Origin of the sequence: Phenylobacterium sp. SCN 70-31, assembly GCF_001724605.1 — a bacterium.
GTDB lineage: Bacteria > Pseudomonadota > Alphaproteobacteria > Caulobacterales > Caulobacteraceae > Phenylobacterium.
Window position 1 is genome coordinate 16,921 of record NZ_MEEX01000034.1, and the last position, 22,786, is coordinate 39,706.

At 69.6% G+C, this 22,786-nt stretch carries 19 protein-coding genes and 1 tRNA gene; 10 read left to right on the forward strand and 10 right to left on the reverse strand.

Going from position 1 to position 22,786, the window contains the following annotated elements:
- Nucleotides 1-166: 166 nt before the first annotated feature.
- The gene (locus tag ABS78_RS20165) at nucleotides 167-1,180 is read left to right on the forward strand and encodes an FAD-dependent oxidoreductase (protein WP_293383722.1); all 1,014 of its coding nucleotides are present in this window, start codon (nucleotides 167-169) and stop codon (nucleotides 1,178-1,180) included.
- An 8-nt stretch (nucleotides 1,181-1,188) separates the two neighbouring features.
- Nucleotides 1,189-2,358, forward strand: a complete 1,170-nt coding sequence (locus ABS78_RS20170) for an acyl-CoA dehydrogenase family protein (RefSeq protein ID WP_293383725.1) — start codon at nucleotides 1,189-1,191, stop codon at nucleotides 2,356-2,358.
- Nucleotides 2,359-2,388: 30 nt separating this feature from the next.
- Here ABS78_RS20170 and ABS78_RS20175 read toward each other — a convergent pair whose 3' ends face one another.
- Nucleotides 2,389-3,072: an energy transducer TonB gene (locus tag ABS78_RS20175; protein ID WP_293383728.1), complete on the reverse strand. Its 684-nt coding sequence runs from the start codon at nucleotides 3,070-3,072 to the stop codon at nucleotides 2,389-2,391.
- 136 nt (nucleotides 3,073-3,208) lie between these two features.
- Here ABS78_RS20175 and ABS78_RS20180 point away from each other — a divergent pair, with 136 nt between their 5' ends.
- Complete coding sequence (locus tag ABS78_RS20180) at nucleotides 3,209-4,036, forward strand: transglycosylase SLT domain-containing protein (protein ID WP_293383731.1); 828 nt, start codon at nucleotides 3,209-3,211, stop codon at nucleotides 4,034-4,036.
- Nucleotides 4,037-4,059: 23 nt separating this feature from the next.
- Here the strand turns inward: ABS78_RS20180 and ABS78_RS20185 are convergent, their stop codons facing one another.
- The gene (locus tag ABS78_RS20185) at nucleotides 4,060-5,244 is read right to left on the reverse strand and encodes a CoA transferase (protein WP_293383734.1); all 1,185 of its coding nucleotides are present in this window, start codon (nucleotides 5,242-5,244) and stop codon (nucleotides 4,060-4,062) included.
- Between the two features lie 49 nt (nucleotides 5,245-5,293).
- Nucleotides 5,294-6,553, reverse strand: coding sequence for a hypothetical protein (locus ABS78_RS20190; RefSeq protein ID WP_293383737.1), 1,260 nt, complete (start codon nucleotides 6,551-6,553; stop codon nucleotides 5,294-5,296).
- 169 nt (nucleotides 6,554-6,722) lie between these two features.
- Here ABS78_RS20190 and ABS78_RS20195 point away from each other — a divergent pair, with 169 nt between their 5' ends.
- Together ABS78_RS20195 and ABS78_RS20200 are read left to right on the forward strand one after the other, a co-directional pair.
- Nucleotides 6,723-7,859: a DUF2336 domain-containing protein gene (locus ABS78_RS20195; protein WP_293383740.1), complete on the forward strand. Its 1,137-nt coding sequence runs from the start codon at nucleotides 6,723-6,725 to the stop codon at nucleotides 7,857-7,859.
- Nucleotides 7,860-7,933: 74 nt separating this feature from the next.
- Entirely contained in the window at nucleotides 7,934-8,734 is an 801-nt protein-coding gene (locus ABS78_RS20200; RefSeq protein WP_293383743.1) for an NUDIX domain-containing protein, read from the forward strand.
- Nucleotides 8,735-8,868: 134 nt separating this feature from the next.
- Here the strand turns inward: ABS78_RS20200 and ABS78_RS20205 are convergent, their stop codons facing one another.
- The 3 genes from ABS78_RS20205 to ABS78_RS20215 all read right to left on the reverse strand — a co-directional run bounded on the left by ABS78_RS20205 (nucleotide 8,869) and on the right by ABS78_RS20215 (nucleotide 11,393).
- The gene (locus tag ABS78_RS20205; protein ID WP_293383800.1) at nucleotides 8,869-9,330 is read right to left on the reverse strand and encodes an Hpt domain-containing protein; all 462 of its coding nucleotides are present in this window, start codon (nucleotides 9,328-9,330) and stop codon (nucleotides 8,869-8,871) included.
- 129 nt (nucleotides 9,331-9,459) lie between these two features.
- Nucleotides 9,460-10,236: an NAD kinase gene (locus tag ABS78_RS20210; protein WP_293383746.1), complete on the reverse strand. Its 777-nt coding sequence runs from the start codon at nucleotides 10,234-10,236 to the stop codon at nucleotides 9,460-9,462.
- Nucleotides 10,237-10,271: 35 nt separating this feature from the next.
- A complete protein-coding gene (locus tag ABS78_RS20215) occupies nucleotides 10,272-11,393 on the reverse strand; it encodes a DUF2336 domain-containing protein (protein WP_293383749.1) in 1,122 nt (373 codons plus the stop codon).
- A gap of 119 nt (nucleotides 11,394-11,512) precedes the next feature.
- On the opposite strand from ABS78_RS20215, the gene glpK reads away from it, so the two are divergent.
- The gene (gene glpK, locus ABS78_RS20220) at nucleotides 11,513-13,000 is read left to right on the forward strand and encodes a glycerol kinase GlpK (protein WP_293383752.1); all 1,488 of its coding nucleotides are present in this window, start codon (nucleotides 11,513-11,515) and stop codon (nucleotides 12,998-13,000) included.
- 11 nt (nucleotides 13,001-13,011) lie between these two features.
- Here glpK and ABS78_RS20225 read toward each other — a convergent pair whose 3' ends face one another.
- On the reverse strand, nucleotides 13,012-14,082 hold the full coding sequence (locus tag ABS78_RS20225; protein WP_293383755.1) for a serine hydrolase domain-containing protein: 1,071 nt from the start codon (nucleotides 14,080-14,082) through the stop codon (nucleotides 13,012-13,014).
- A gap of 178 nt (nucleotides 14,083-14,260) precedes the next feature.
- Between ABS78_RS20225 and ABS78_RS20230 the strand changes: the two genes are divergently transcribed.
- The 3 genes from ABS78_RS20230 (at nucleotide 14,261) to ABS78_RS20240 (ending at nucleotide 19,650) form a co-directional block, all read left to right on the forward strand.
- Entirely contained in the window at nucleotides 14,261-15,031 is a 771-nt protein-coding gene (locus ABS78_RS20230; RefSeq protein ID WP_293383758.1) for a class II aldolase/adducin family protein, read from the forward strand.
- Between the two features lie 186 nt (nucleotides 15,032-15,217).
- On the forward strand, nucleotides 15,218-16,417 hold the full coding sequence (locus ABS78_RS20235) for an efflux RND transporter periplasmic adaptor subunit (protein ID WP_293383761.1): 1,200 nt from the start codon (nucleotides 15,218-15,220) through the stop codon (nucleotides 16,415-16,417).
- Complete coding sequence (locus ABS78_RS20240) at nucleotides 16,417-19,650, forward strand: efflux RND transporter permease subunit (RefSeq protein WP_293383803.1); 3,234 nt, start codon at nucleotides 16,417-16,419, stop codon at nucleotides 19,648-19,650. The genes ABS78_RS20235 and ABS78_RS20240 overlap by 1 nt, the downstream gene beginning before the upstream one ends.
- Nucleotides 19,651-19,861: 211 nt before the next feature.
- Here the strand turns inward: ABS78_RS20240 and ABS78_RS20245 are convergent, their stop codons facing one another.
- The 3 genes from ABS78_RS20245 to ABS78_RS20255 all read right to left on the reverse strand — a co-directional run bounded on the left by ABS78_RS20245 (nucleotide 19,862) and on the right by ABS78_RS20255 (nucleotide 20,963).
- A complete protein-coding gene (locus ABS78_RS20245) occupies nucleotides 19,862-20,341 on the reverse strand; it encodes a cytochrome c family protein (RefSeq protein WP_293383764.1) in 480 nt (159 codons plus the stop codon).
- A gap of 65 nt (nucleotides 20,342-20,406) precedes the next feature.
- On the reverse strand, nucleotides 20,407-20,871 hold the full coding sequence (locus tag ABS78_RS20250; RefSeq protein ID WP_293383806.1) for a YaiI/YqxD family protein: 465 nt from the start codon (nucleotides 20,869-20,871) through the stop codon (nucleotides 20,407-20,409).
- Nucleotides 20,872-20,887: 16 nt separating this feature from the next.
- Nucleotides 20,888-20,963, reverse strand: a tRNA-Thr gene (locus tag ABS78_RS20255).
- 174 nt (nucleotides 20,964-21,137) lie between these two features.
- Here ABS78_RS20255 and ABS78_RS20260 point away from each other — a divergent pair.
- Complete coding sequence (locus ABS78_RS20260; protein WP_293383767.1) at nucleotides 21,138-22,559, forward strand: amidase; 1,422 nt, start codon at nucleotides 21,138-21,140, stop codon at nucleotides 22,557-22,559.
- The last annotated feature ends 227 nt before the right edge of the window (nucleotides 22,560-22,786 follow it).

Consider the following 22,786-nt stretch of genomic DNA (forward strand, 5'->3'; position numbering starts at 1 on the left):
CCCGGCCAGCGAGTGCGACCGGAGCGCGATCCGTCGTCTCCGATCTGATCGCAGGCGGGCTGTCGTGGCTTGTCATCGCGGCGTTCCTTCAGGACGCCCGATCAACCCGTGCCGGGCGGCGGGGTTCCGATCTTGATTTTCGCACGGCCAGAAGGTCGTTAGGGGCATGACGATCCGCCCCCGAGTCACCGTGGCCGGAGCCGGCGTGCTGGGGCTGACGACCGCCCTGGCCCTGGCGGACGCCGGTTGCGCCGTGACGTTGGCGGACCCCGGCGGTCCAAACGCTTCGGGCGTGGCGGCCGGGATGATCGCGCCGGTCTTCGAAGCCGTGCTGGACCCGGCCGCGCGGGATCATTTCGACCTACTGCTGGCCGCCCGCGACCTATGGCCGGCGCTGGCCGATCGGGCGGGAATCGCCCTGGACCGCAGCGGGGCGCTGGCCGTGGGCGGCGACGCTTGGCTCGGACAGGTGGCGCAAGGGTTCGCTGGCCTGAACGAGCGCCCGACGGAGATCGGCGGCCGGACAGCCCGCGCGCTGGCGCCTGGGCTCGGCGAGAGGTTCCGCGCGGCGGTTCTCACGCGGGAGGACTGGCGTGTCGAGGCGTTTGCGGCGCTGGAGGCGCTACGCGCGGCGGCGGCAACGGCCGGTGTCGCCTTTCTGTCCCGAACCGTGACGGGGCGGGACGACGCCGACGTCCTCGTGGTGGCCACCGGCGCCTCGGATGAGCTGGTGGTGGTCGCGCCGGAAATCGCGACCCTTTCGCCGATCAAGGGTCACATCGTGCGCGTGGCGGGGCCCGCGGTGGGAACCGTAGTTCGCGGCGAGGGGGCTTATGCGGCGCCGGGAGAGGATATGATCTTCGGCGCCACCATGGAGCCGGGCCGGACTGACGCGGTGATCGAGGAGGCGAGGGCCGCGCCTCTGCTGGCCGCCGGCCTGCGCCTGTTCCCGGATCTGGCGGGGCGGCCGCACCAGGTCTCGACTGGTGTTCGGGCGGCGACCCCGGACGGACTGCCTATGGTAGGTCCTGGCGCGACACCGGGCGTGATGCTGGCGACCGGCGCGCGACGCAACGGCTGGCTGTTGGCGCCTCTGGTGGCCCAGGTGATCGCGGCCCGAGTGATGGAGCGCGATCCCGGCCCCTATGCGGCGCGATTGGACCCGGCGCGGTTTAGCTGAGGGATGGCATGAACGGCTTCTGGCTGAGCGACGAGCAACAGGCGATCCGCGATGCGGTGACACGCCTCTGCGAGGGCTTTGACGCGGCCTACTGGCGGCAGGTGGACGAGAGCGGCCAGTTTCCGGAGGCCTTCGTCGCAGCCATGGCCGAGGCCGGCTGGCTGGGCGTGGCCATGCCCGCGGAACTCGGGGGCGCAGGTCTGGGTCTGACAGAGGCGGCGATCGTCATGCAGGCCGTAGCCGAGAGCGGGGCGGGTTTCTCGGGCGCCAGCGCCATGCACCTCAACATCTTCGGCCTGATGCCAGTCGTGAAGTTCGGCAGCGAGGCGCAACGCCGGCGGGCCATCCCGCGGATCATCGCCGGCGAGGATCGCACCTGCTTCGCCGTGACCGAACCGGACGCGGGGTTGGACACCACGAGCTTATCGACGCGCGCTGTGCGGACCAACGACGGCTATGTGATCCGCGGCCGGAAAATGTGGACGACCAACGCCCAGCGCGCCACCAAGATGCTGATCATCGCCCGGACGACACCGAAGGCGGAGGCCCGACGCCCGACCGAGGGTCTGAGCCTGTTCTACACCGATTTCGACCGCGCCCGGGTCACTGCCACGCCGATCCCGAAGATGGGACGGAAAGCCGTTGAATCGAATGCTGTCTTCATCGACGACCTGCACGTGCCGGCCGAGGACCTCGTGGGCGAGGAAGGCCGGGGCTTCTACTATCTGCTGGAAGGCCTGAACCCCGAACGAGTGCTGATCGGCGCCGAGGCCGTGGGCCTGGGGCGCGCGGCGCTGGGGCGGGCCGCGGGCTATGCAAAGGATCGTGTCGTCTTCGGCCGGCCCATCGGACAGAACCAGGGGGTGGCGCATCCGCTCGCCAGGGCCTGGGCCGAACTGGAAGCGGCGAATCTCATGGCCTTCAAGGCCGCAGCCCTGTTCGACGCCGGCCGCGAGTGCGGCGCCGAGGCCAACGCGGCCAAGTACCTGGGCGGCGAGGCTGGCTTCCGCGCCTGCGAGGCGGCGGTGCTGGCGCACGGCGGCATGGGTTACGCCAAGGAGTTCGACGTCGAGCGCTACTTTCGCGAGGCGATGATCGCCCGCATCGCCCCAGTCAGCCGCGAAATGATCCTGAACTACATCTCCGAGCGCGTACTGGGCCTGCCGAAGAGCTACTGATCCGGCAGGCCCGGGGAACGCGGAGGTCCCTTACTTCGGCAGGCGAAAGACGATCGGGATGGAGACCTGAGCGCCGCCCACAGGCCGGCCGTCCACCGTTTGAGGGCTCACACGGAAATACCGCGCCAGCTTGAGCGCCGCGGCGCCGAAGCCGGCGTCGTCCGGCGTTTCTGAAACGATACGACAGGCGTCGACGGCGCCGGAGTGGGTGACCTCGCAGGTGATGACCGCTCGTCCCTCGATCTCCAGCCGGGCGGCGCGGTCCGGATAGAACCGCGCCATTTCCGCACCGCTTGGGCGCTTGAGCCAGGTGGGATTGCGGATGACCGGGTCGGGCGCGGGCAGGGACGGCGGGGTGGGAGGCGGGATCGCCACGGGACCAGGCGTGAGCACCGGTTCGACGACGGGCGCCAAGGGGATCGGCGGGACGGGAATGGGGGCGCTGGCGATCACAGGCGGACGCGGCGAGAGTGCCCGCGGCGGGTCCGGCTGGAGCGGCGGCGGCGGCCTGGGTTGCGGCCGATCGATCGTGACGATCACCGGAGGCGGCTCCTCCGTGGCGAGTGGTTCGGGCGGTGCGAACTGCATCATCGCCAGATAGGCGGCGACCAGCGCATGGGCGCCCAGCGAGCCGGCGACGACCAGGCTCGTTGTGCGCGATGTGCGTCGGGTTGGGGTGGCGACGCCGGAGGGTATGGACTGGCGGGGGGCCATAATGCGCTCCTGATCGGATTACGCATGTAGTCCAATGAATAATTACAGCGGTAATATGGCGGAGTCGTCGCCTCTATCGGCCCAATCTCCGGCAAGGTTAGCCGCGCATTAACCATGATCGGCGACCTCTGCTCATATGTCCGTTCAGGGAATCCGGGGCATCGTCGAATCGGCCATCCAGCGCGCCTCGCAGGCGACGGGGGTGGACTTCGGATTCCTCATGAAGACGGCGGGACGGGAGAGCAGCTTCGATCCCCGGGCGAAGGCGTCCACCTCGTCGGCGGCGGGCCTCTTCCAGTTCGTCGAACAGACCTGGCTCTCCACGCTGAAGCAGCACGGCACGAAGCACGGCTACGCCCGCTACGCCGAACTCATCACTCGCGGATCGGACGGCCGGTATCGTGTCGCCGACGGCGACGCGCGACGCGCGGTGATGGACCTGAGGTTCGATCCGCATGCCGCCTCGCTGATGGCCGGCGAGCTGGCCGCCGACCATGCCGCGTATCTGAAGGGACGGGTCGGTCGTGAGGCTACCGCCGGCGAACTCTACGCCGCCCATTTCCTGGGACCGCAGGGCTCCGCGCGCCTGATCAAGGCGGTGGAGAGCCAGCCGGGCGCGTCCGCCGCTTCGCTGTTTCCGGAGGCTGCGCGAGCGAACCGCGGCATCTTCTACCGCGACGGTCAGGCGCGCACAGTCGGGGAGGTCTATGCCAACCTCACCCGGGCGGGCGGGCGTGGCTCGGCCGTGGACCGCCCGTCCGCGCCGCAACCGTCGGACGACGGTGGGTTCATCCAGTACGCCGCGATGCGGCAGACGTCCCGTCAGCGCGAGCAGGACGCCTTGATCGCCATGCTCCTGCGCGGCTCGCAGGCTGGCGACGCGGCGGGCGCCGGCGGCCGGCTGACCGGCTCGATCTTCACCAGCGAGATGCTGCGCATCCTCTCGGACAGCCGCGAGAGCTGACTTCCGGGTGGGTTGGCGGCGACCTACCCGCCCACGATCCCATCGATCTCGGCCTCGCCATAACCCAGCTCGGCCAGGACCTCGCGCGTATGCTCGCCCAGGCGAGGCGCGCGGGGTCGGTGCGTCTGGTCGGCGCCGGGGAAGCGGGCCGGGGCGGCCACCGAGCGGTAGGAGCCGCCCTGGCCGTCCTCGATCTCGATGAAGCAGCCGGCGGCTTCGATCTGGGGATCGTTGGCCACGTCGGCCGGGACCTGCAGCGGCGCCCACACGAGGTCGGCCTCGTCGAGCCGGCGTGCGATCTCGGCCATCGGCAGGGCGGCGAAGGCGGCGTCCAGTTCGGCCGAAAGCTCGACGGCGTTCTTGCGGCGAGCCTTGCCGCTGGCGAAGCGTTCGTCGGTGATGAGTTCGGGGCGGCCCGCGGCGGTGACGAACTTTTCCCAGCCTCCGCTGGCGCCGCGCGGGTTGTGGACGAACCAGCGGTCGTCGGCGCTGCGGAAATAATTGGCGACCGCGTTCATCGGCTTGTCCCGGGGGCGGATGGACGCAACGCGGCCCAGCTTGAGCTGGACGGCCAGATCCGAACTCCACAGATAGACTCCGGAGGCCAGCAGCGAGGTCTGGACCAGCCGGCCCTCGCCGGTGCGCTCGCGTTCGTACAGCGCCGCCAGGATCGCCGAGACGGTGGCGAGCGACGTCGTGTGGTCACCCATGCCCGAGGTGCGCATGAAGGGCTCGGCGCCCTTGGGCGCGGTCATGTAGCCCAGACCCGAACGCGCCCAGAAGGCGGTGACGTCGAAGCCGGGAAGATGTGAGTCCGGCCCTTCGAGGCCGTAGCCGGTGATCACCGCATAGACCAGGCGCGGGTTACGGGCGCGGAGCGCCTCGTCGTCCAGACCGTACTTGCGGAGAGAGGCCGGCCGCACGTTGGTGAGGAAGACGTCCGCCGACTCGGCCAGCCGCGCCAGGGCGTCGCGGGCCGCCGGCTTGGTGATGTCGAGCACGACGCCACGCTTGCCGCGATTGTCCACGTCGAAGGTGGGGTTCGCACCGATATCGTTGGCCAGATCGGCGAACACGTGGCGCATGTTGTCGCCCTCGGGGCGTTCCACCTTGATAACGTCGGCGCCCCAGTCGCCCAGTATCGCCGCAGCGCCGGGCCCGGCGATGTAGGCGGTAAAATCGATGACCTTAAGACCCTTGAGCAGCACTGGCGCCTCCCGATTGCGGCGCCAAACTAGGGAAACCTCGTCGCGGCGCCTATGCCGCTTCGACGGCTTTGAGGTCCGAGGTTGACGTAACGTCCGCCTGGGCCGCTGAGGCGGCCGCCAAGGCGTCGGCGATCGCCCGTGCGACCGCGGGAGCGGCGGCCGGCCGCCGGAGCAGGGCGTCGGCGCCGGCCGACAGGGCTGCTTCGGCGGCGGACGGTTCGGAGCCGATCACCGCCGCCAGGGGCGTACGACCAGCCTCGCCGGGCAGGTTGCGCAGCGCCGCCACCGCGCCGGGTTCGCCGCAAACGATGAGATCCAGCTCGCAGATCCGCGCCAGGTCCACGGCCCGGCCAGACCGATTGGCCGCCACCACCTGATGGCCCAGTTGCTCCAGGCAGGCCCGGAGCGTGGCGGCTCCGAGGGGGTCGGCCTCCAGCATCAGGATGCGCAGCCGTCGTCCCGGGGCCTGGAGGGTCGGTGTCTCGGGTGCGCCGACGATCGCGAGCAGGTCGTTCACCCCGTCCAGCGCGGCAGCCAGTTGCGGGCGGGACGGCGCGGACCGGCCGAGGCTCGCCGCCGCAAGGATGTGGGCGACGCCGGTCAGCCCATCGCGCAACTCGTCCGACAGGCTGTCCGCCAGGTCGGCCTTGACCCGAGCGAACTGGCGCGCGGCCTCCGCCTGTTCGGCGCGCTCGGTCAGCAGGGCTTCCCGCTCGGCGATCAGTGCGTACTGACCGCGGAGGATGCGGTTGACCAGCAGCGCCAAGGCCAGCGCGAGCGCCGCCGAAGCCAGGCCAAGCTGCGCCAGGTCGGCGCTCTCTGGACGGGCGAAGAGGGCGAGCACGGGCCCGGCGAGCGCCGCCGGCGCGACGACGAGCAGGCTGGGACGCCAGGGCGTGGCGAAGACCACACAGATCATGGCTGCGCCCAGCGCCAGCATGAGCAGCGTTTCCCGGGCGGGGCCTGCGTCGTGCGCGAAGACCGCGACGCCGCCGATCGCCAGGGCCCAGACGATCCCGCCGGCCAGTTGCACCATCCCTCGTCTTCGCGGATCGGCCGCCGCCGGGGTACGCAGCCAGTTTACGGCCACATAGAGGACAGCCCAACCAATGGCGAAGCCCGCGCAGCAGGCGCTCATCCAGTGGGCGTTCGCGGCGTGGCTGGCCGCCCAGACGAACACCGGCAGACAGACCCCGAACGCGGCCAGGGCGAACGGAAGCAGCGCGGCCTGAGCCTTCTGTCCCTGGATGTCCAGCGACGCCTCGAGCGTCGCGGATACGAGGGATGACGCCATCGTCGCGTCGGTCACGGGCGATCCTCTTCGATCCTCGACCTATAGGTTGAAGACTCACGTATTGGCGCGCGGTTACGTGAAATCCTTAATCCCCGTCGACGTTGGAAACCTCTCGTTAAGCTTCGCTGTCGGAAGGTTGAGGCGTGGGACTCCAGGGTCCTCGGGGACGAGGGGCGGACAGGCGATGACCACCACGCGATCAGCGCTGACGGATGAAGACATCCGTACGCTGATGCGGGGCGCGACGCCCGACGAGCGCGCCGCGGCAGCTCGGAAACTCTGCATCACGATGGATCGCACGCCGCTCAGCGACGAAGAGCGGGCTCTGGCCGCCGACATCCTTCGGGTCGTGGCGGCCGACGCGGCCGAAATGGTGCGGAAGTCCATAGCGGACGAACTGCGGGCTTCGGCCCTCGTGCCGCGCGATGTCGCGCTGCGCCTGGCCCGGGACGTCGAGAGCATATCTTTGCCGCTCCTGTCCTTCTCGCCGGCTTTCACCGACGACGATCTCGCCGAGATCGTTCGGCTTGGAGGGCCGGTGCGACAGGTTGCGATCGCGCGACGTCCGGCGCTGTCGGCGGTGGTGACGGACAGCCTGGCGGAACACGGCGGGCAGCGTGCCGTCGCGGCCGCCTGTGCGAACCCCGGGGCGACGTTCAGCGAACACGGCCTCCAGCGGGTCGTGGACCGGTTCGACAATTCCGAGCCTGTGCTCACGGCGATGGCCTATCGCCGCGCGCTGCCGCTGGCGGTGACCGAGCGGCTGGTCGCCCTGGTCGGCGGTCAGGTGCGGGAGCACCTTTTGCGCGACGGCGCGCTCAGCCCGCAGGCGGCCCTTGAGCTGGCGGTCGGCGGGGCCGAACGCACGACGGTGGACCTAGTGGAGGAGGCGGGGCGAACCGCCGACGTGCGCGGCTTCGTCGCCCATCTGCGCGCCGGCAAGCGGCTGACGCCGTCGTTGCTGCTGCGGGCGCTGGCGCACGGCCACATGACGTTCTTCGAGTGGGCCGTGGCCGAACTGGCCCAGGTGCCCCATCACCGGACCTGGCTGATGATCCACGACGCCGGGCCGCTCGGCCTGCGTGCGATCTACGAGCGCGCCGGCCTGCCGGCCCGACTCTTCCCAGCGTTCCGTGCCGCTGTCGACACCTTCCACGCCCTGGAGTTCGATGGCGGACCCCGCGATCGCGAGCGCTTCCAGGAAGCGATGCTCCAGCGCTTTCTCACCCAGCCGCAACCAGCGTCGCGCGACGACGTGGACTATCTGCTTTCGCGCATGGGCAGCACGGGAACCTCGGCCTGGATGGCCGGCGCCGCCTGACTTCCGGGGCTCGGCGGACTTCCCCGTGGACTTCCCCGTGGACTTCCCCGTGGTCAGGGTTCCAAGCTGAACCCATGAGCGAAACCCGTCCGCCGGCCGAGATCCGTCCTGCCGCCACCATACTTCTGCTTCGGGACGCCCCGGCGTTCGAGGTGCTGATGGTCAAGCGCCATCACCAGATCGACTTCGCGTCGGGCGCGCTGGTCTTTCCGGGCGGGAAGACCCATGCCGGCGACCACGACCCGGCCTGGGCCGAGCACTGCCGGGGTTGGGAGCGGTTTGACGCCGAACAGCGGGGTCTGCGTATCGCAGCGATCCGCGAGGCCTACGAGGAAGCCGGGATCCTGATGGCCGAGGGGCTGGACGGCGCGGACTTCGCGGGCGTGTCGGACCCCGTCGTGCGCGCCGCGGTGGATCGCGGCGAAACCCCCTTCATCGACGTCATCCGGGACCTGGGCGTCCGGCTGCGGCTCGACGCGTTGAGCGTATTCTCGCGCTGGATCACGCCCACCATGATGCCCAAACGGTTCGACACCTGGTTCTACGCGGTGGCGGCGCCGCCCGACCAGGTGGCCGCCTGCGATGGCCGCGAGACGGTCGACGCCGAGTGGATTCCGCCGCGCGAGATCCTGCGGCTGGCGGAGACGGGCGAGCGGACTGTCATCTTCCCGACCCGAATGAACGTCCAACTCCTGTCCGAGGCCGAAAGCGCCCAGGATTGCGTGCGTCGCGCCGAGTCCCGCCGTCTGGTGCCCGTGCTACCCGAGGTGCAGATGAGGGACGAGCGCCGTTTCCTGGTGATTCCCTCGGACGCCGGCTATGGCGAGGTGGCCGAACCGATGGAGCGGATCGCCGCCGAGAGCCGAGCGGGCTGAGCGCGGTCGCGAGGCGGCGTCATCGTTTTTGAAGCGCCGCGCCGACACGCGAGAAAGGCGGAGGGCGAGGCTGCGACGCCGCAGTCTTGCGCGTCTTGCGCGGTGTCGTGAGGAGGCTCCGCCCGCGTGTGGGGTCAGGCGCCCAGTTCTCGGATGCGGCTTTCCAGTTCCTGGACCAGAATCTTGCCCACCGGGTGGTCGTCGGTCTTGATGTCGTCGCGCACGGCCGCCTTGATGGCGTCGATATGGGCGTCGATCAGGCCCATCGGCGTTTCGAGGCGCTTGGCCTTGTCGTCGATCAGCCGGCAGAGCAGGCCGGCGATGCGGGTGATCAGCGGAAACCCGTAGGTGGCGCCCAGGCCCTTCAGATCGTGGGCGCGGAGATAGAGGCTCTCCATGTTCGCCGCGTCGGGTCCTTCGGCGCGGACCGCTTGCCGCGCTGTGTCGAGCTTGGTGATTTCGTCGTTGAGCCACTGGGTGAAGTTGCCGGAGAGGCTCTTGAGCGCCGCCTCGGCCTTGGCGATCGCCGCGGGGTCGATGGCGCCGAGGCGACCGCCGCCGACCTTCAGCCGGAGGGCGTTGGAGGGCTGGATCATCTGGCCGGTCTTGGGTTCGCTCACATCACTCTCCCCGCAGATCGCGGCCGAAGGGTAGGGTGAACATATTAATGACCGGTGTTGGGACGGTCTCCGGGCCCATGCCGGGCCGGCCTGCGGCGATGCGCCTCAGACCGAGAACTGCTCGGCGAGCACCCGTTCTCCCAGGCTGCGGCCGGCGTCGAACAGCATGCAGAGATGCACGTCGCGATCCTCGGCCACATAGACCTCCAGCACGTTGGGGGCCTCGAAATTGTCGGCCACGGCGCTCACCGGGCGCTTGGCGCCCTCCAGAACCTCCAGCCGGATGCGGGCGTTGTGGGAGAGCAGGGCCCCTCGCCAGCGGCGCGGCCGGAAGGCGCTGATGGGCGTCAGGGCCAGGATTTTCGAGTCCATCGGGATGATTGGACCGTGCGCCGACAGGTTGTAGGCGGTCGAACCCATGGGCGTGGAGATCAGCGCGCCATCGCAGATCAGTTCCGGCAGGCGCACCCGGCCGTCCACGGAGATGCGCAGCTTGGCGGCCTGGCGCGTCGTGCGGAGCAGGCTGACCTCGTTGAAAGCGATGGCTTCGTGGGTCTTGCCCTCGACATCGACGGCCTGCATCCGGAGCGGGTGGATCTGGGCCTGCTCGGCCGAATTGATCCGGCCCAGCAGGTCGTCGTCGGCGTACTCGTTCATCAGGAAGCCGACGGAGCCCTTGTTCATGCCGTAGATCGGCTTTCCGGACGCCATCAGGGCGTGGACCGTCTCCAGCATGAAGCCGTCGCCCCCCAGGGCCACGATCACCTGCGCTTCGTCGATCCCGGCGTCGCCGTAGCGCGCGACCAGCTTGTCGCGGGCCTCCTCGGCCTCAGGACGGCTCGACGCCACGAAGGTGAGACGGGTGACGAACAGGTTCTTCATCGCGGCCGCCAGAAACCCCGAACCGCCGTGCCGTGTCAAACGGTCGCAAGCGATCGGGCGGCTTGGCGGAACGCCGCCCCCGCCACTTCCGGCGAGACGGGCGCGAAAGCCACCGAGGCCTTGCGGGCGCCTTCGGCGCCGCCGCCGGGCCGACCGCTGTTGAGGTCGCGCACCATGTCCAGGATGTCGGGGAATACGCTGCGGTCGATGCCGACCGCGGCGCAGGCCAGCGCCAGGAGTTCTGGCCGATCGGAATCGAGAGTGGCCTGGACCTGGGCGGTCTCGAACCGTCCCAGCACCGCCAGGGCGCCGGCGAAGAGTCCCAGCCGGCCCTCTCTAAGGGCGCGGATGAGGTAGCCGGGCCGCAGCTGTCCGGCCGAGTGCAGCTTGTCGATTAGCCGCTGTTCCATGAGCTCGCGCTCGCCGTCCCGCGTGGTCCGAATTTCGGGCTCCGCTTCCGGAGCCGGCGCCGCGCCGTGGGCTTCCACAACCGCGGCGGCCAGGCTCTCATCTAGGATGGCGACGTCGAGGCGGAAGCGGTCGGCGAGGCCCTTGCGCAGCGCCAGGCCGACCCAGAGGTAGAGCCGCTTGGCCAGTTGTCCCGTGAGACGCGGATGCTCGCTCAGCGGAGAATGCATGGCCGCGATCCGCCGCGAGGCCTCGACCAGCTCCGCCATGTCGGTGGGCGAAAGTTCGGCGGTGGGGTTGGCGGCCAGCGCGGACATGACCGCGGGTTCGGCCTGTTCGAGAATCGCCGAGACGACCTTGGCCGGGAGGTTCGGCCGACGCGCCACCTCGACCTGGTGTTCGATCGTCGCCTCGACCAGCAGTCGGATGAGGTCCAGATCCTTCAGCACCGGGCTGAGCGCGATGATCGGCCGGGCGATCTCGATGTCGTCCAGCGCGAGGACGTTCACAAGGGCGTTCGGCGCCCAGTCGGCGGCAGCCAGCTTGTGCGAGAGGCGGCAGCGGATGTCCCGCTCGGCTTCGACCACCAGACTCATGAAGATCGACGAGAGCAGCGCCTGGATCGACGCCGACTTCATGGCCTCGCCGGCGTGGGGCGCGTCGCACAGATCCGCGATCGCCAGGAGGAGGCGTTCACGGTCCGCCGGCTGGCGGCTCTTGGCGAGGTCGAGCAGACTTTCGCTGCTCATCGCGAGACTCAAGCCGGGTCTCCCATTTTCTACAGTGCGAACGCGGCTGTGTCGAAAGATGCCCCGTGGCGGTGAAGACATGCTTAAGACATGCGATTCGAGGCGAGGAGACGATCAACATGGCCGATCCGCTGATCCTGGCGCTGGACCAGGGCACGACGTCGACCCGCGCGATCCTGTTCGCCGCCGACGGGCGCGCGCTGGCCGACGCCGGCCGACCCCTCGCGCAGCACTATCCCCAGGATGGCTGGGTCGAACATGACGCCGAGGAGATCTTCCAGGCCTCGGTCGAGGTCCTGAGGGAGGCGCTCGAGACTTCGGGCCGGCCGGCCACCGACATCGCCGCCATTGGCGTGACCAACCAGCGCGAGACGGTGGTGGTCTGGGAGAAAGCGACCGGGCGGCCCATCCACAAGGCGATCGTCTGGCAGGACCGCCGGACCGAACCCGCGTGCGCGCGGCTTCGCGACAAGGGCCTCGAAGGGCGCGTGACCGAGATCACGGGTCTGCTCCTCGACCCCTATTTCTCAGGCACCAAGCTGGCCTGGCTGCTCGACCATGTGGCAGGCGCGCGGGCCGCCGCCGCCCGGGGCGAACTTCTGGCCGGGACGATCGATGCGTGGGTGATCTGGAAGCTGACTGGCGGCGCGGTTCACGCCACCGACGCCACGAACGCCTCGCGGACCCTGCTCTACGACATCCGCGCCGGGACGTGGTCGGCCGAGATGGGCGAGATCCTGGAGGTCCCGCTTTCGATCCTGCCCGAGGTGCGCGACTGCGCCGGGGACTATGGCGAGACCGAGGTCCTCGGGCGAGCCGTGCCCATACGCGGTGTGGCCGGCGACCAGCAGGCGGCGCTGATGGGACAGGGCTGCATCCGACCCGGCGAGATGAAGGCCACGTACGGCACGGGCTGCTTTATGTTGCTGAACACGGGCGAGACCGCCCCCATTTCCCAGGCTCGCCTGCTGACCACCATCGCCGCACGGATAGACGGGCGGACCACCTACGCCCTCGAAGGCGCGATCTTCATCGCCGGGGCCGCGATACAGTGGCTGGGAGAGGGCCTCGGGATCGCCGGGGGGCCACAGGCCGCCGAGGCTCTGGCGGCGGGAGCCCGCGACGACCTCCCCGTGATCCTCGTTCCCGCCTTCACCGGCCTGGGCGCGCCGTGGTGGGACGCCAACGCCCGGGGTGGGATCTTCGGCCTGACGCGTGACGCGGGCCTGGCCGAGATCGCCCGCGCGGCGTTCGACGCCTGCGGCCTTCAGACCCGCGATCTGATCGAAGCCATGCGCGCCGACGCGCCGCGCGCGTTCGGAGGCGAGGCCGAACTGCGTATCGACGGCGGCATGGCCAGGAGCGCCTGGTTCAGCCAGCGACTGGCCGACCTCACCGGCCTGGGGGTGAGCCGGGCGACGTTCCAGGAGACCACGGCGCTGGGCGCGGCCCTCTTCGCAGGCGTGGGCGCAGGGGTTTTCCGCGACGTCGGGGAGGCGGCCGGTTCGCGCCCAGCGACCGAGGCCTTCGCGCCGCGGATGGGCGCGGACGCACGCGAACGGGCCTATGCGCGCTGGCTGGATGCGGTGAACCGCGTGCGGACCTGAGGAGCGGGAAATCAGGCCTTGAGAGCGCCCACGACGCCGGCCAGCAGGTCGGGCAACATCGCCCCTGACCCTGGCGGATCGCCCTGGCGCACCACCACGAGCTTGCGCGAGGGGACCACCATCACGGCCTGCCCGCCGGCCCCCAGGGCCGCGAAGGTGTCGGACGGCGAGCCCGGAAACCTCACACCGGGATTGCGACCCTGGGCGTCCACACCGGGTCGGCTGTTCACCCACCACAGCAGGCCGTAGGCCGGGTTCAACTCCTGCGAGGGAGCCAGCATGGTTTCGATGAAAGCCGGGCTGACCAGCTGTCGGGTGTTCCAGACGCCCCCCTGAGAACAGAAGAGGCCAAAGCGGGCGAGGTCGCGCGCGGACGAGGCCGCCGTGTAGTAGTTCGTCACCGGGCCGGCCCCACCCTGACCCTGATTGGTCAGCCACGTGGTGCGCGTGAGGCCGAGCGGCTCCAGCAGGCGCTGCCGGGCATAGGCCTCGAAAGGCCGATCCGTCGCGCGCGCCAGGATGTGGAACAGGAGGTGGTAAGCGGCGGTGTTGTAGCTCCATGCCGTTCCCGGTGCCGCCTTGAGCGGCGCGGCGGCGTTCAAGGCGTACTGGTCGCCCGCGACGTTGCGCAGGACTAGGCCGGTGTCATCGAGGCCGGACGTCATGCTGAGCAGGTGGCGCAGGGTGATCGCCGCGCGCGGGCCGTCTCGCCATTCCGGCACGAACTCGGCCGCGGCCTGGTCGAGACCGCGGAGGTGACCGTCGTCGATGGCCATACCGGTCAGCACCGCCAGCATGCTCTTTCCGACCGACGCGACCTCCAGGCTGCGGTCGGCGTCCCAACCCGGCGCGTAGCGCTCGGCCACGATCCGACCGCCGCGCAGCGCCAGGACGGCGCGGCTCCGGTGAGTCATGGCCGTCTCGATCGCCGCGGCGAGTCGCTCGGAGTCGAAGCCGGCGTCGGCAGGCGATTGCGTCGTCCATTCGGCGAGAATGCTGTCGGAGCCGCCCGCCAGCGCCGGCCCGGCTGCGGTCACGACCATGGCTGCGAGAAAGGCGCGGCGATGTGTCGGGTTGCTCATCGGTTCCTCCGGAATCGGCTCGCTGCGGGTCGAGGGGCCTCGTCCCAGCGCCCCTCAGCAGGGCCCGTCCTAGGACATACGGGTCCGTGCGGATAGCGCGCCATGCCGCGAGGCGCGCTTGACGCTGGAGCCGTGCGGCGCGACCCTGAGTGAACAACGATCATCAGGGAGAACGGCCATGGCGGACGGTTCTGTCGTCGGCGTCGCGTCGCTCAAGGGAAAGGTCAGCGCCGAGGAGTGGCAGGCCCGGGTGGACCTCGCGGCCCTCTATCGGCTGGTTGCGCTCCACGGTTGGGACGACCTGATCTACACGCACATCTCGGCCCGAATCCCGGGGCCGGACCACCATTTCCTGATCAATCCCTACGGGATGCTGTTCGAGGAGATCACCGCGTCCTCGCTGGTGAAGATCGATCTGGACGGGAACATCCTCCAGGAGACGCCCTACTTCATCAATCCGGCCGGATTCACCATCCATTCCGCGATTCACGCCGCCCGTGAGGACGCCAAATATGTGATGCATCTGCACTCCGACGACGGAGTGGCGGTGGCCGCCCATGCCGAGGGCCTGCTGCCGCTGTCGCAGCACGCGCTGATCGTCATGCCACGGCTCGCTTACCACGACTATGAAGGCATCGCCCTCAACCACGATGAGCGCGAGCGTCTCGTGGCCGATATCGGCGAGAAGACCCTAATGCTTCTGCGCAACCACGGCACGCTTTCAGTGGGAGACACGGCCGCGAACTGTTGGGTGGGCATGTACTACCTGGAGCGCGCCTGCACGATGCAGGTGAGAGCGCTGTCCGTGGGCCGCGACCGGGTGCTGATCGCCCCGGACGCCGCTCAGGCCGAGGTGAAGTCGCAGGTCGCGCGGGGAATCGGCGGCGGTCTTGCCTGGCCCGGTTGTCTGCGGAAGCTGGATCGGGAACTTCCGGGTTACGACGCCTGAGCCGTCTGGCCCCCGTTGCACGGGCGCCTCACCGTTAGGCGCCCGTTTGCGTTTCTGGCCCAAGTTTCAGGGCCGAAACCTTGAGCCATCCTGCTGTCATCCGATCGCGTGTATGGAGCGGTCTGATCGACGATTTCCAACTGTACGTGTGACGCCGCGATCGCGACGGCGACGGAGCCCTCCGGTTTGATAAGACGCCACTTCTTCCTCGCCGCAGCGCTTGTGGTGCTGGCCGTCATGGTCGTGGTCGGCGGCCTGAAGGTGCTGGGTCGCACGGACGGCGGCGGCCAGGGCGGCGGAGGCGCGCCGATGGCCAAGGGCGGCGGGGGCGGCTTTGGGGGACCGGCGCTGGTCGCCGTCGCCACGGTCCAGCCGCGCGTCTTCGAGGACACGATCGAAGTGCTGGGCGTCGCCAAGGGCCGTCAGTCGGTCACGCTCACAGCGGCTGCGACGCAGCTGGTCGACAGAGTTCGTTTCCGGGACGGTCAGCGGGTGCCTCAGGGCGCCGTGCTGGTCGAGCTTCGCGACACCGAACAGAGCGCCGGCGCCGCCCAGGCCGAGGCCCGGTTGCTCGAAGCGCGCCGCGCATACGACCGCTACAAGACCCTGGGCGAGCAGGGATGGGCCTCCAAGGCGCAGGTCGATCAGTACGAAGCCGCATGGCGCGCCGCTCAGGCCGACGTGGCCGCGGCCAAGGCCCGCCAGAACGACCGGATCATCCGGGCGCCGTTCGCCGGCGTTGTCGGCCTGTCGGATGTGGCGCCTGGCGCGCTGGTCAATCCCGGCGCGCCTATCGTGACGCTGGATGACACCTCGCTGATCCGGGTCGATTTCCAGGTGCCGGAACGCTACCTGGGCCAGCTTCGCCAGGGCCAGACCCTTCTCGCCGCCGCCGACGCCTTCCCCGGCGAGACCATTTCGGGTCGGATCGCCCAGCTCGACACCCGGGTCGACGAGCGCACCCGCGCCATCACCGCGCGGGCCGAGTTCCCCAACGCATCGGGCCGCCTCAAGCCCGGCATGCTGATGCGTGTCGGCGTCTCGCGCGGCCAGCGCACCACCCCCAGCGCGCCTGAATCGGCGGTGTCGGTCCAGGGCGACTCGGCGTTCGTCTACGTCCTGCGGCAGCAGGGCGAGCGCACGATGGCCGAGCAGCGACCGATCGTGACCGGGGTGCGGCAGCAGGGCTTCGTGGAGATCGTCGACGGCGTGCGGGCGGGTGAGCGCCTGGTGGCCGACGGGCTCAACAAGATCCAGCCCGGCCAGCCCGTGCGCGTCGCCGGCGCGTCCGGGACGAACGGTGCGCCCGGCAAGGCTCCGGCGGCGCCTTCGCCCGCCGCCTATCCGCAGGGAGCGCGGCCTGCGGCCGCGCGTCCCGCGGCATGATGCTCTCGGACATTTCGGTCCGCCGTCCGGTCTTCGCGGCTGTCGCGGCGATCATCCTTTGCGTGGTGGGCTTCGCGTCCTACACCTCGCTCACGGTGCGCGAACTGCCCAGCGTCGACCCGCCTGTGGTCGGCATCTCGACCACCTATCGCGGCGCCTCCGCGGAAGTGATCGAAGAGCGGATCACCGAGGTGATCGAGCGTCAGGTCGCCGGCCTGGAGGGGATCGATCGGGTCAATTCGGCCTCGCGCGACGGCTCCTCGCGGATCAGCATCTCGTTCAAGCTGGACCGTGATCTCGACGCCGCGGCCAACGACGTCCGCGACGCTGTGAGCCGCGTGGCGGCGCTCCTGCCGGAACAGGCCGATCCGCCGCAGATTCAGAAGGCGAACGCGGATGCGTCGCCGATCATGTTCCTCAACTTCACCTCGCCGACCATGAACCGGCTGCAGCTCTCGGATTACGCCGAGCGCTACCTCGTGGAGCGCATCTCCACGGTGCCGGGCGTGGCCAACGTCGGCGTGGGCGGGGCGCAGCTCTACTCCATGCGCATCTGGCTCGATCCGGATGCGATGGCGGCCCGGGGCATCACGGTCGAGGATGTGGAGGCGGCGCTCAGCAGCCAGAACGCCGAGTTGCCGGCAGGCTCGCTCGAAGCGGCGGACAAGGATTTCACGATCCGTGTGGCGCGCAGCTACGCGACGCCGGAACAGTTCGCGCGGATGCCCATCACGCCTTCGCGGGCCGCGGCGACCAGCCAGGCCTCCGCCGCGCTGGGCGGTTCGGCCGCTACTGCCGGGGCCGCCCAGGGGGCGACCCGCTCGATCACCCCGGCAAGCGCAGCTCAGAGCTACATCACGCGCCTGGGCGACATCGCCCGCGTCGAGGAAGGCCCCGACGAGCGCCGCCGCCTGTTCCGCATGAACGGCCGCGACATGGTCGGCATCGCCATCTTCCGGCAGAGTCTGGCCAACGACCTGGAAATTTCGGAAGGCGTTCGCGCCGCGATCGAGGAGATCAACCCCGGCCTGCCTCAGGGCGCACGCCTGGCCGTCTCGGTCGACTACACCGAATTCACCCGGCATGCGATCGACGAGGTCTGGTGGACCATGCTGATCGCCCTTTGCGCCGTGGCCCTGGTGAATTTCCTGTTCCTGGGCACACTGCGCGCGGCGCTGATCCCGTCGCTGGTGGCGCCGATCTGTCTCCTGTCAACGTTCATCGTCCTGGCGCCGCTCGGATTCTCCATCAACCTCCTGACCTTGCTGGCGCTCGTGCTGGCCATCGGCCTCGTGGTCGACGACGCCATCGTGGTGGTCGAGAACATCCAGCGCCGGATAGACGAGGGCGAGCCGCCCATCGTGGCCGCCCAGCGCGGGGCGCGGCAGGTTTTCTTTGCGGTGGTGGCGACCACCATCGTCCTGATCTCGGTGTTCGCGCCGCTGATGTTCCTGCCGGGCTTTATCGGCCGGCTGTTCGTGGAGCTGGCCGTCGCCGTCGCCGCCGCCGTGGCGTTTTCGGCGCTTCTCGCGCTGTCCCTGTCCCCGATGCTGGCTTCGAAGCTGCTGCGCCCGGCCAAGGGGGAAGGTTTCGTCGCCCGCAAGGTGGACGCCGCCATGCATCGGCTACGGTCATCCTATCACGCCTCGCTCGAGAGCCTGCTGGGCAAGCGTATCGCGTCGGTCGGCGCGACGGGCGTCGTGGTTCTCCTCACTCTGGCGGCGGTCGGGGTCTTCTCCGTGCTGCCGCGGGAACTGACGCCCGAGGAGGATCGCCGGCGGGCCATGGTGATGATTTCGGGTCCGGAAGGCGCGGGTTTCGACTATACCCTCAGGGCTGCGGATCAGGTCGAGGGCGTCCTCAACCGCTATGTGAGCGAGGGCGTGCTGGAGCGGTACGTCTTCTCGATGCCCCGCTTCGGCAACAACTCCTTCAACACGGGCGGCGGCAATGCGATCCTGTCGACCGAGACCAAGGTCACGGCGCCCGAGCTGGCGGCGCGACTGAACCGCGAGCTTTCGTCGGTCACCTCGGTTCGCGCCATCGTCAGCGCCGAGGGCGGCTTGCAGCGCGGCGGACCTGGCGGCGGGGGGGGCGGCTCCAGCTTCTCGCTGATCGCGACGGGAACCGACTACCCCGAGATCGCGCGCTGGATTCAGCCGCTGCTGGTCGCGGCCCAGAACAATCCCGGTCTGGCCCGTCCACGCCTCGACTACGAGCCGACCAGCCCGCGGGTGGTCGTCAACATCGACCGAGAGAAGGCGGCGGCGCTGGGCGTGTCGTCCCAGGCCGTAGGACGCGTCCTGGAGACGATGTTCGGATCGCGGCGCGCCACGACCTATATCAAGAACGGCCAGGAGTACGACGTGCTCCTGCAGACCGACCGCGAGCAGCGACAGACCGAGGCCGACCTCGAGAAGCTCTATGTCCGCGCGGCGTCCGGGGCGATGGTGCCGCTGGCCTCGGTGGTCACGACGCAGGTCCGAGGCGATACCCCCGACCGCTCGCGCGTCGATCGCCTGCGCTCGATCTCGCTCAACGCCCAGCTCAACCCTGGCTACAGCATGGGCGAGGCGATCGCCTTCTTCCGCGCCGAGGCGGCCAAACAGGACGGCGCCATCACGATCAAATGGGGTGGCGGGGCGCGCGACTACCTCGAGGCGTCGGGGTCCGTGGGGCTGGCGTTCGCCATGGCGCTGCTGCTCGTCTTCCTCGTGCTGGCGGCCCAGTTCGAGAGCTGGATCCATCCCGCCGTCATCATGCTCACGGTCCCCGTGGCGGCCGTCGGCGGGTTGTTCGGCCTGTTGATCGCCGACAGTTCGATCAACACCTACAGTCAGATCGGGCTGATCATCCTCATCGGCATCGCGGCCAAGAACGGCATCCTCATCGTGGAGTTCGCCAACCAGCTCCGGGACGAGGGCCTGTCGATCCGGGAAGCCGTGATCGAGAGCTCCAGCCTGCGCCTGCGGCCGATCATCATGACATCCATCGCCTCGGCGGCAGGCGCGGTTCCGCTGATCCTGTGGGGCGGGGCAGGCGGCGAGGCGCGTCGCACCATCGGCGTGACCATCTTCTTCGGGGCGATCTTCGCGGCCCTGATCACGCTGTTCATCGTGCCGGTGTTCTACAACATGCTGGCGCGCTTCACGAAGTCGCCGATGGCCACCGCCCGGCGTATCGAAGCGTTCGAGGAAGCCGAGAAGGCCCGGGTCGCCAACGCTGCGGAATAGACCCGGTGCACGCGCCGGCCGGCCGGCGCCAGGGAACCTGAATCAAAGGGGGTGTCAGGTCCCTGGGCCCAGCCGGCTGCGTTCGCGCAGCCATTTGGAAGGGTGTCGCGCAGATGCTCGTCTGTGGACACGGAAAGAATGCGCACGCAATGCATTCTCGTCAAGGTTGTCTTGCCCGGAATTCGCCCGAACGTGGCGCGGCGTCCGGGGACTATTGGGCGCGATAGCCGGTCTCGACCATGAGGTAGGCGATCAGGTCCGCGCGATCCTTGGGATCATGTACGCCGGCGAACGACATCTTGGTGCCGGGCACATAGGTCTGGGGTTTGTCGAGCCAGTTGTCGAGGTGCGTGGCGTCCCAGATGAAGCCGGTGGCTTTCAAGGCGTCCGAGTACTTGTAGCCCGCCTTGTTTGCGGCGGGCTGGCCGAACACGCCATGCAGGTTGGGACCGGTCATGTTGGAGCCGCCGTCGGTGACCGTATGGCACGACTGGCACAGCGCGAACTTGGCCTTGCCGTTGGCCAGGTCGGCTGTGTTGTAGGGGGCGGGATAGGCGGCCAGGATCGCCTGCTTCTCGGCGTCGGTCAGCTTCGGGGCCGGAGCGGCTGCGCCGTCGGCCTTTTCCGGAGACTGCCCGCAGGCGGCCGCCAATACGGTCAGGGCGGCGGCGAGGATAGGACCCGGGCGCATGCAGGCTCTCCAGATGGGGCGTTGCGACGCTAGTTAGCGCCTGTCTCCGACGATGCAAGGGCGCTTCAGCGCCGGGTCCGCCGGATACGGTTCACCGTCTCGTCCAGCGCCTGGAGGAAGCGCGAACGGTCGGCAGGGGCGAACGGAGGCGGCCCGCCGGTCGCCTCGCCGGTGGATCGGATGTGCTCCATGATCGACCGCTGGGCCAGCGCCGATCCGATGGAGTCCTGGGTGAAGGCCCGACCGTTCGGCGCGATGGCCGCGCCGCCGGCCTTGAGCACCCGGTCTGCCAGGGGGATGTCGTTGGTGACCGCGATGTCGCCAGGCTGGGTCTCCCCGGCGATCCAGTCGTCGGCCACGTCGGGGCCCGAGTCCACCACCCTCAGTTCGATCAGCGGCGAGGCCGGGACCCGGATGAAGCTGTTCGCCACCACGAACACCTTGAGCCCATAGCGGGCTGCGACCTTGTAGGTCTCGTCCTTCACCGGGCAGGCGTCGGCGTCGATAAAGATGCGCATGGTCGCCGCCAGAGGGCCGGAGGGGTGATGGTGCCGGATGCAGGGCTCGAACCCGCGACCTTCGGTTTACAAAACCGCTGCTCTACCAGCTGAGCTAATCCGGCGTCGTCGATGGGCGCCCCGATGCCACGGGGGCGGTCCAGGGGCAAGCCTCGGTCGAGCGGGCCTTCGCCGTAAGCCAGGCGTCGCGCGGTGGACGATCCATCGCGAGGACTCGCGAGGCCGCCCGGGAACGCTATGGTCGGGCTAGGACCGGACGAGGTCGGGAGGAGACCGCCATGCGGTTTGACGAGTATCGGGCGCACGACGCGGTGGGGCTGGCGGCGCTGGTGGCGACGGGCGAGGTGACGGTCGGAGAACTGCTGGACGCGGCGGCCGCCCGCATGGCCGAGGTGAATCCCAAGATCAACGCGGTGACCCGCGACATGACCGATATCGCCCGCGCACAGCTGCCGTTTTCGGGGCCGTCGGCCTCCGGACCGCTCGCAGGCGTGCCCTATCTGCTGAAGGACCTGGGTTCGCACTGGGGTGGAATTCCGACGACGTTCGGTTCGCGCCTGTTCGCCGATGCGCCCGCGGCGGCGGACAGTTCGATGACCCGCCTCTACAGAACGGCCGGCCTCAACATCTTCGGCAAGACCAATACGCCGGAGTTCGGGATCTGGCCGGTGACCGAGTCGGACCTGCTGGGCGCCTGCCGCAATCCCTGGAACCTGTCGCTCACGCCGGGCGGTTCGTCCGGCGGGGCCGCGGCCGCCGTGTCGGCGGGCATCGTGCCGGCGGCCCACGCCACGGACGGCGGCGGTTCGATCCGCATTCCCGCCGCCTGCTGCGGCCTGTTCGGGCTGAAGCCTTCGCGCGGCCGCGTCTCGTTCGCGCCGGCGGGCGAGGGCTGGGCGGGCGCTTCGATCCCTCATGCCGTGACGCGTTCGGTGCGCGACAGCGCCGTCCTGCTGGACGCGACCTGCGCGCCGCAGGCGGGCGATCCCTACTTCCTGGCGCCGCCCGAGCGCCCTTACGCCCAGGAGGTGGGGCGCGATCCGGGCAAGCTGCGCATCGGCTTCACCGACAAGGCTCTGACGTTGGGCGCGGCGCTGGATCCCGAGGTGGCGGAGGCCGTGCGCGACGCCGCGCGCCTGTGCGAGAGCCTGGGCCATCTCGTCGAGCCGGCGGAACTGCCCGGAGACCACGCCGCCATGCAGGCGGCGGCGCGCACGATCCTGTGGGCCAGTGTGGCGGCCAGCATCGACGCCGAGTGCGAGCGGCGGGGCCGGCCGCTGGCGGACGGCGAGATCGAATCCGCGACCCACGGCATCTATCGTCGCGGGAAGGCGACCTCGGGGCCCGAGTACGTCCGCGCGGTGCAGGTCGTTCACGCCTATGGGCGGGCGGCGGCGCAGGTGTTCGAACGCTGCGATGTCTTCCTTCTGGCCACCCTGGGGCGGCCGGCTATCCCGCTGGGCCATCTGTTCGAAGACCCGAAGCTGACGGTCGAGCGGCTGTTCGGCTTCATGCCCAACACCCAGGCCTTCAACAATTCGGGCCAGCCGGCCATGACCGTTCCCCTGGCCTGGAGTTCCGGCGGCCTGCCGATCGGCATTCAGTTCGTCGCGCCGATGGGCGACGAGAGCACGCTGTTCCGGCTGGCCGGGCAATTGGAAGCGACGCGGCCCTGGTTCGATCGCGTTCCGTCGCTTTAGACGGCCGTTGCGCTCGCGGTCCTCACTGCGCCCACGGCGCGCAGAGCGCGAATTGCCTGCCTTTTGCACCCTGCCGGGTACAGGCCGGATGTTTGTTTCGAGACGGGACGCAGCATCCGGCGGCCCGGCGGCATGGGGGTGCGGCCGGGCGAAACGGCGCCCTTCGGGGGAAGGGCGCTGGCCCAGGCGGTTCGGCCGGTGACGCGTAAGGGTCACAATGTCGCTGG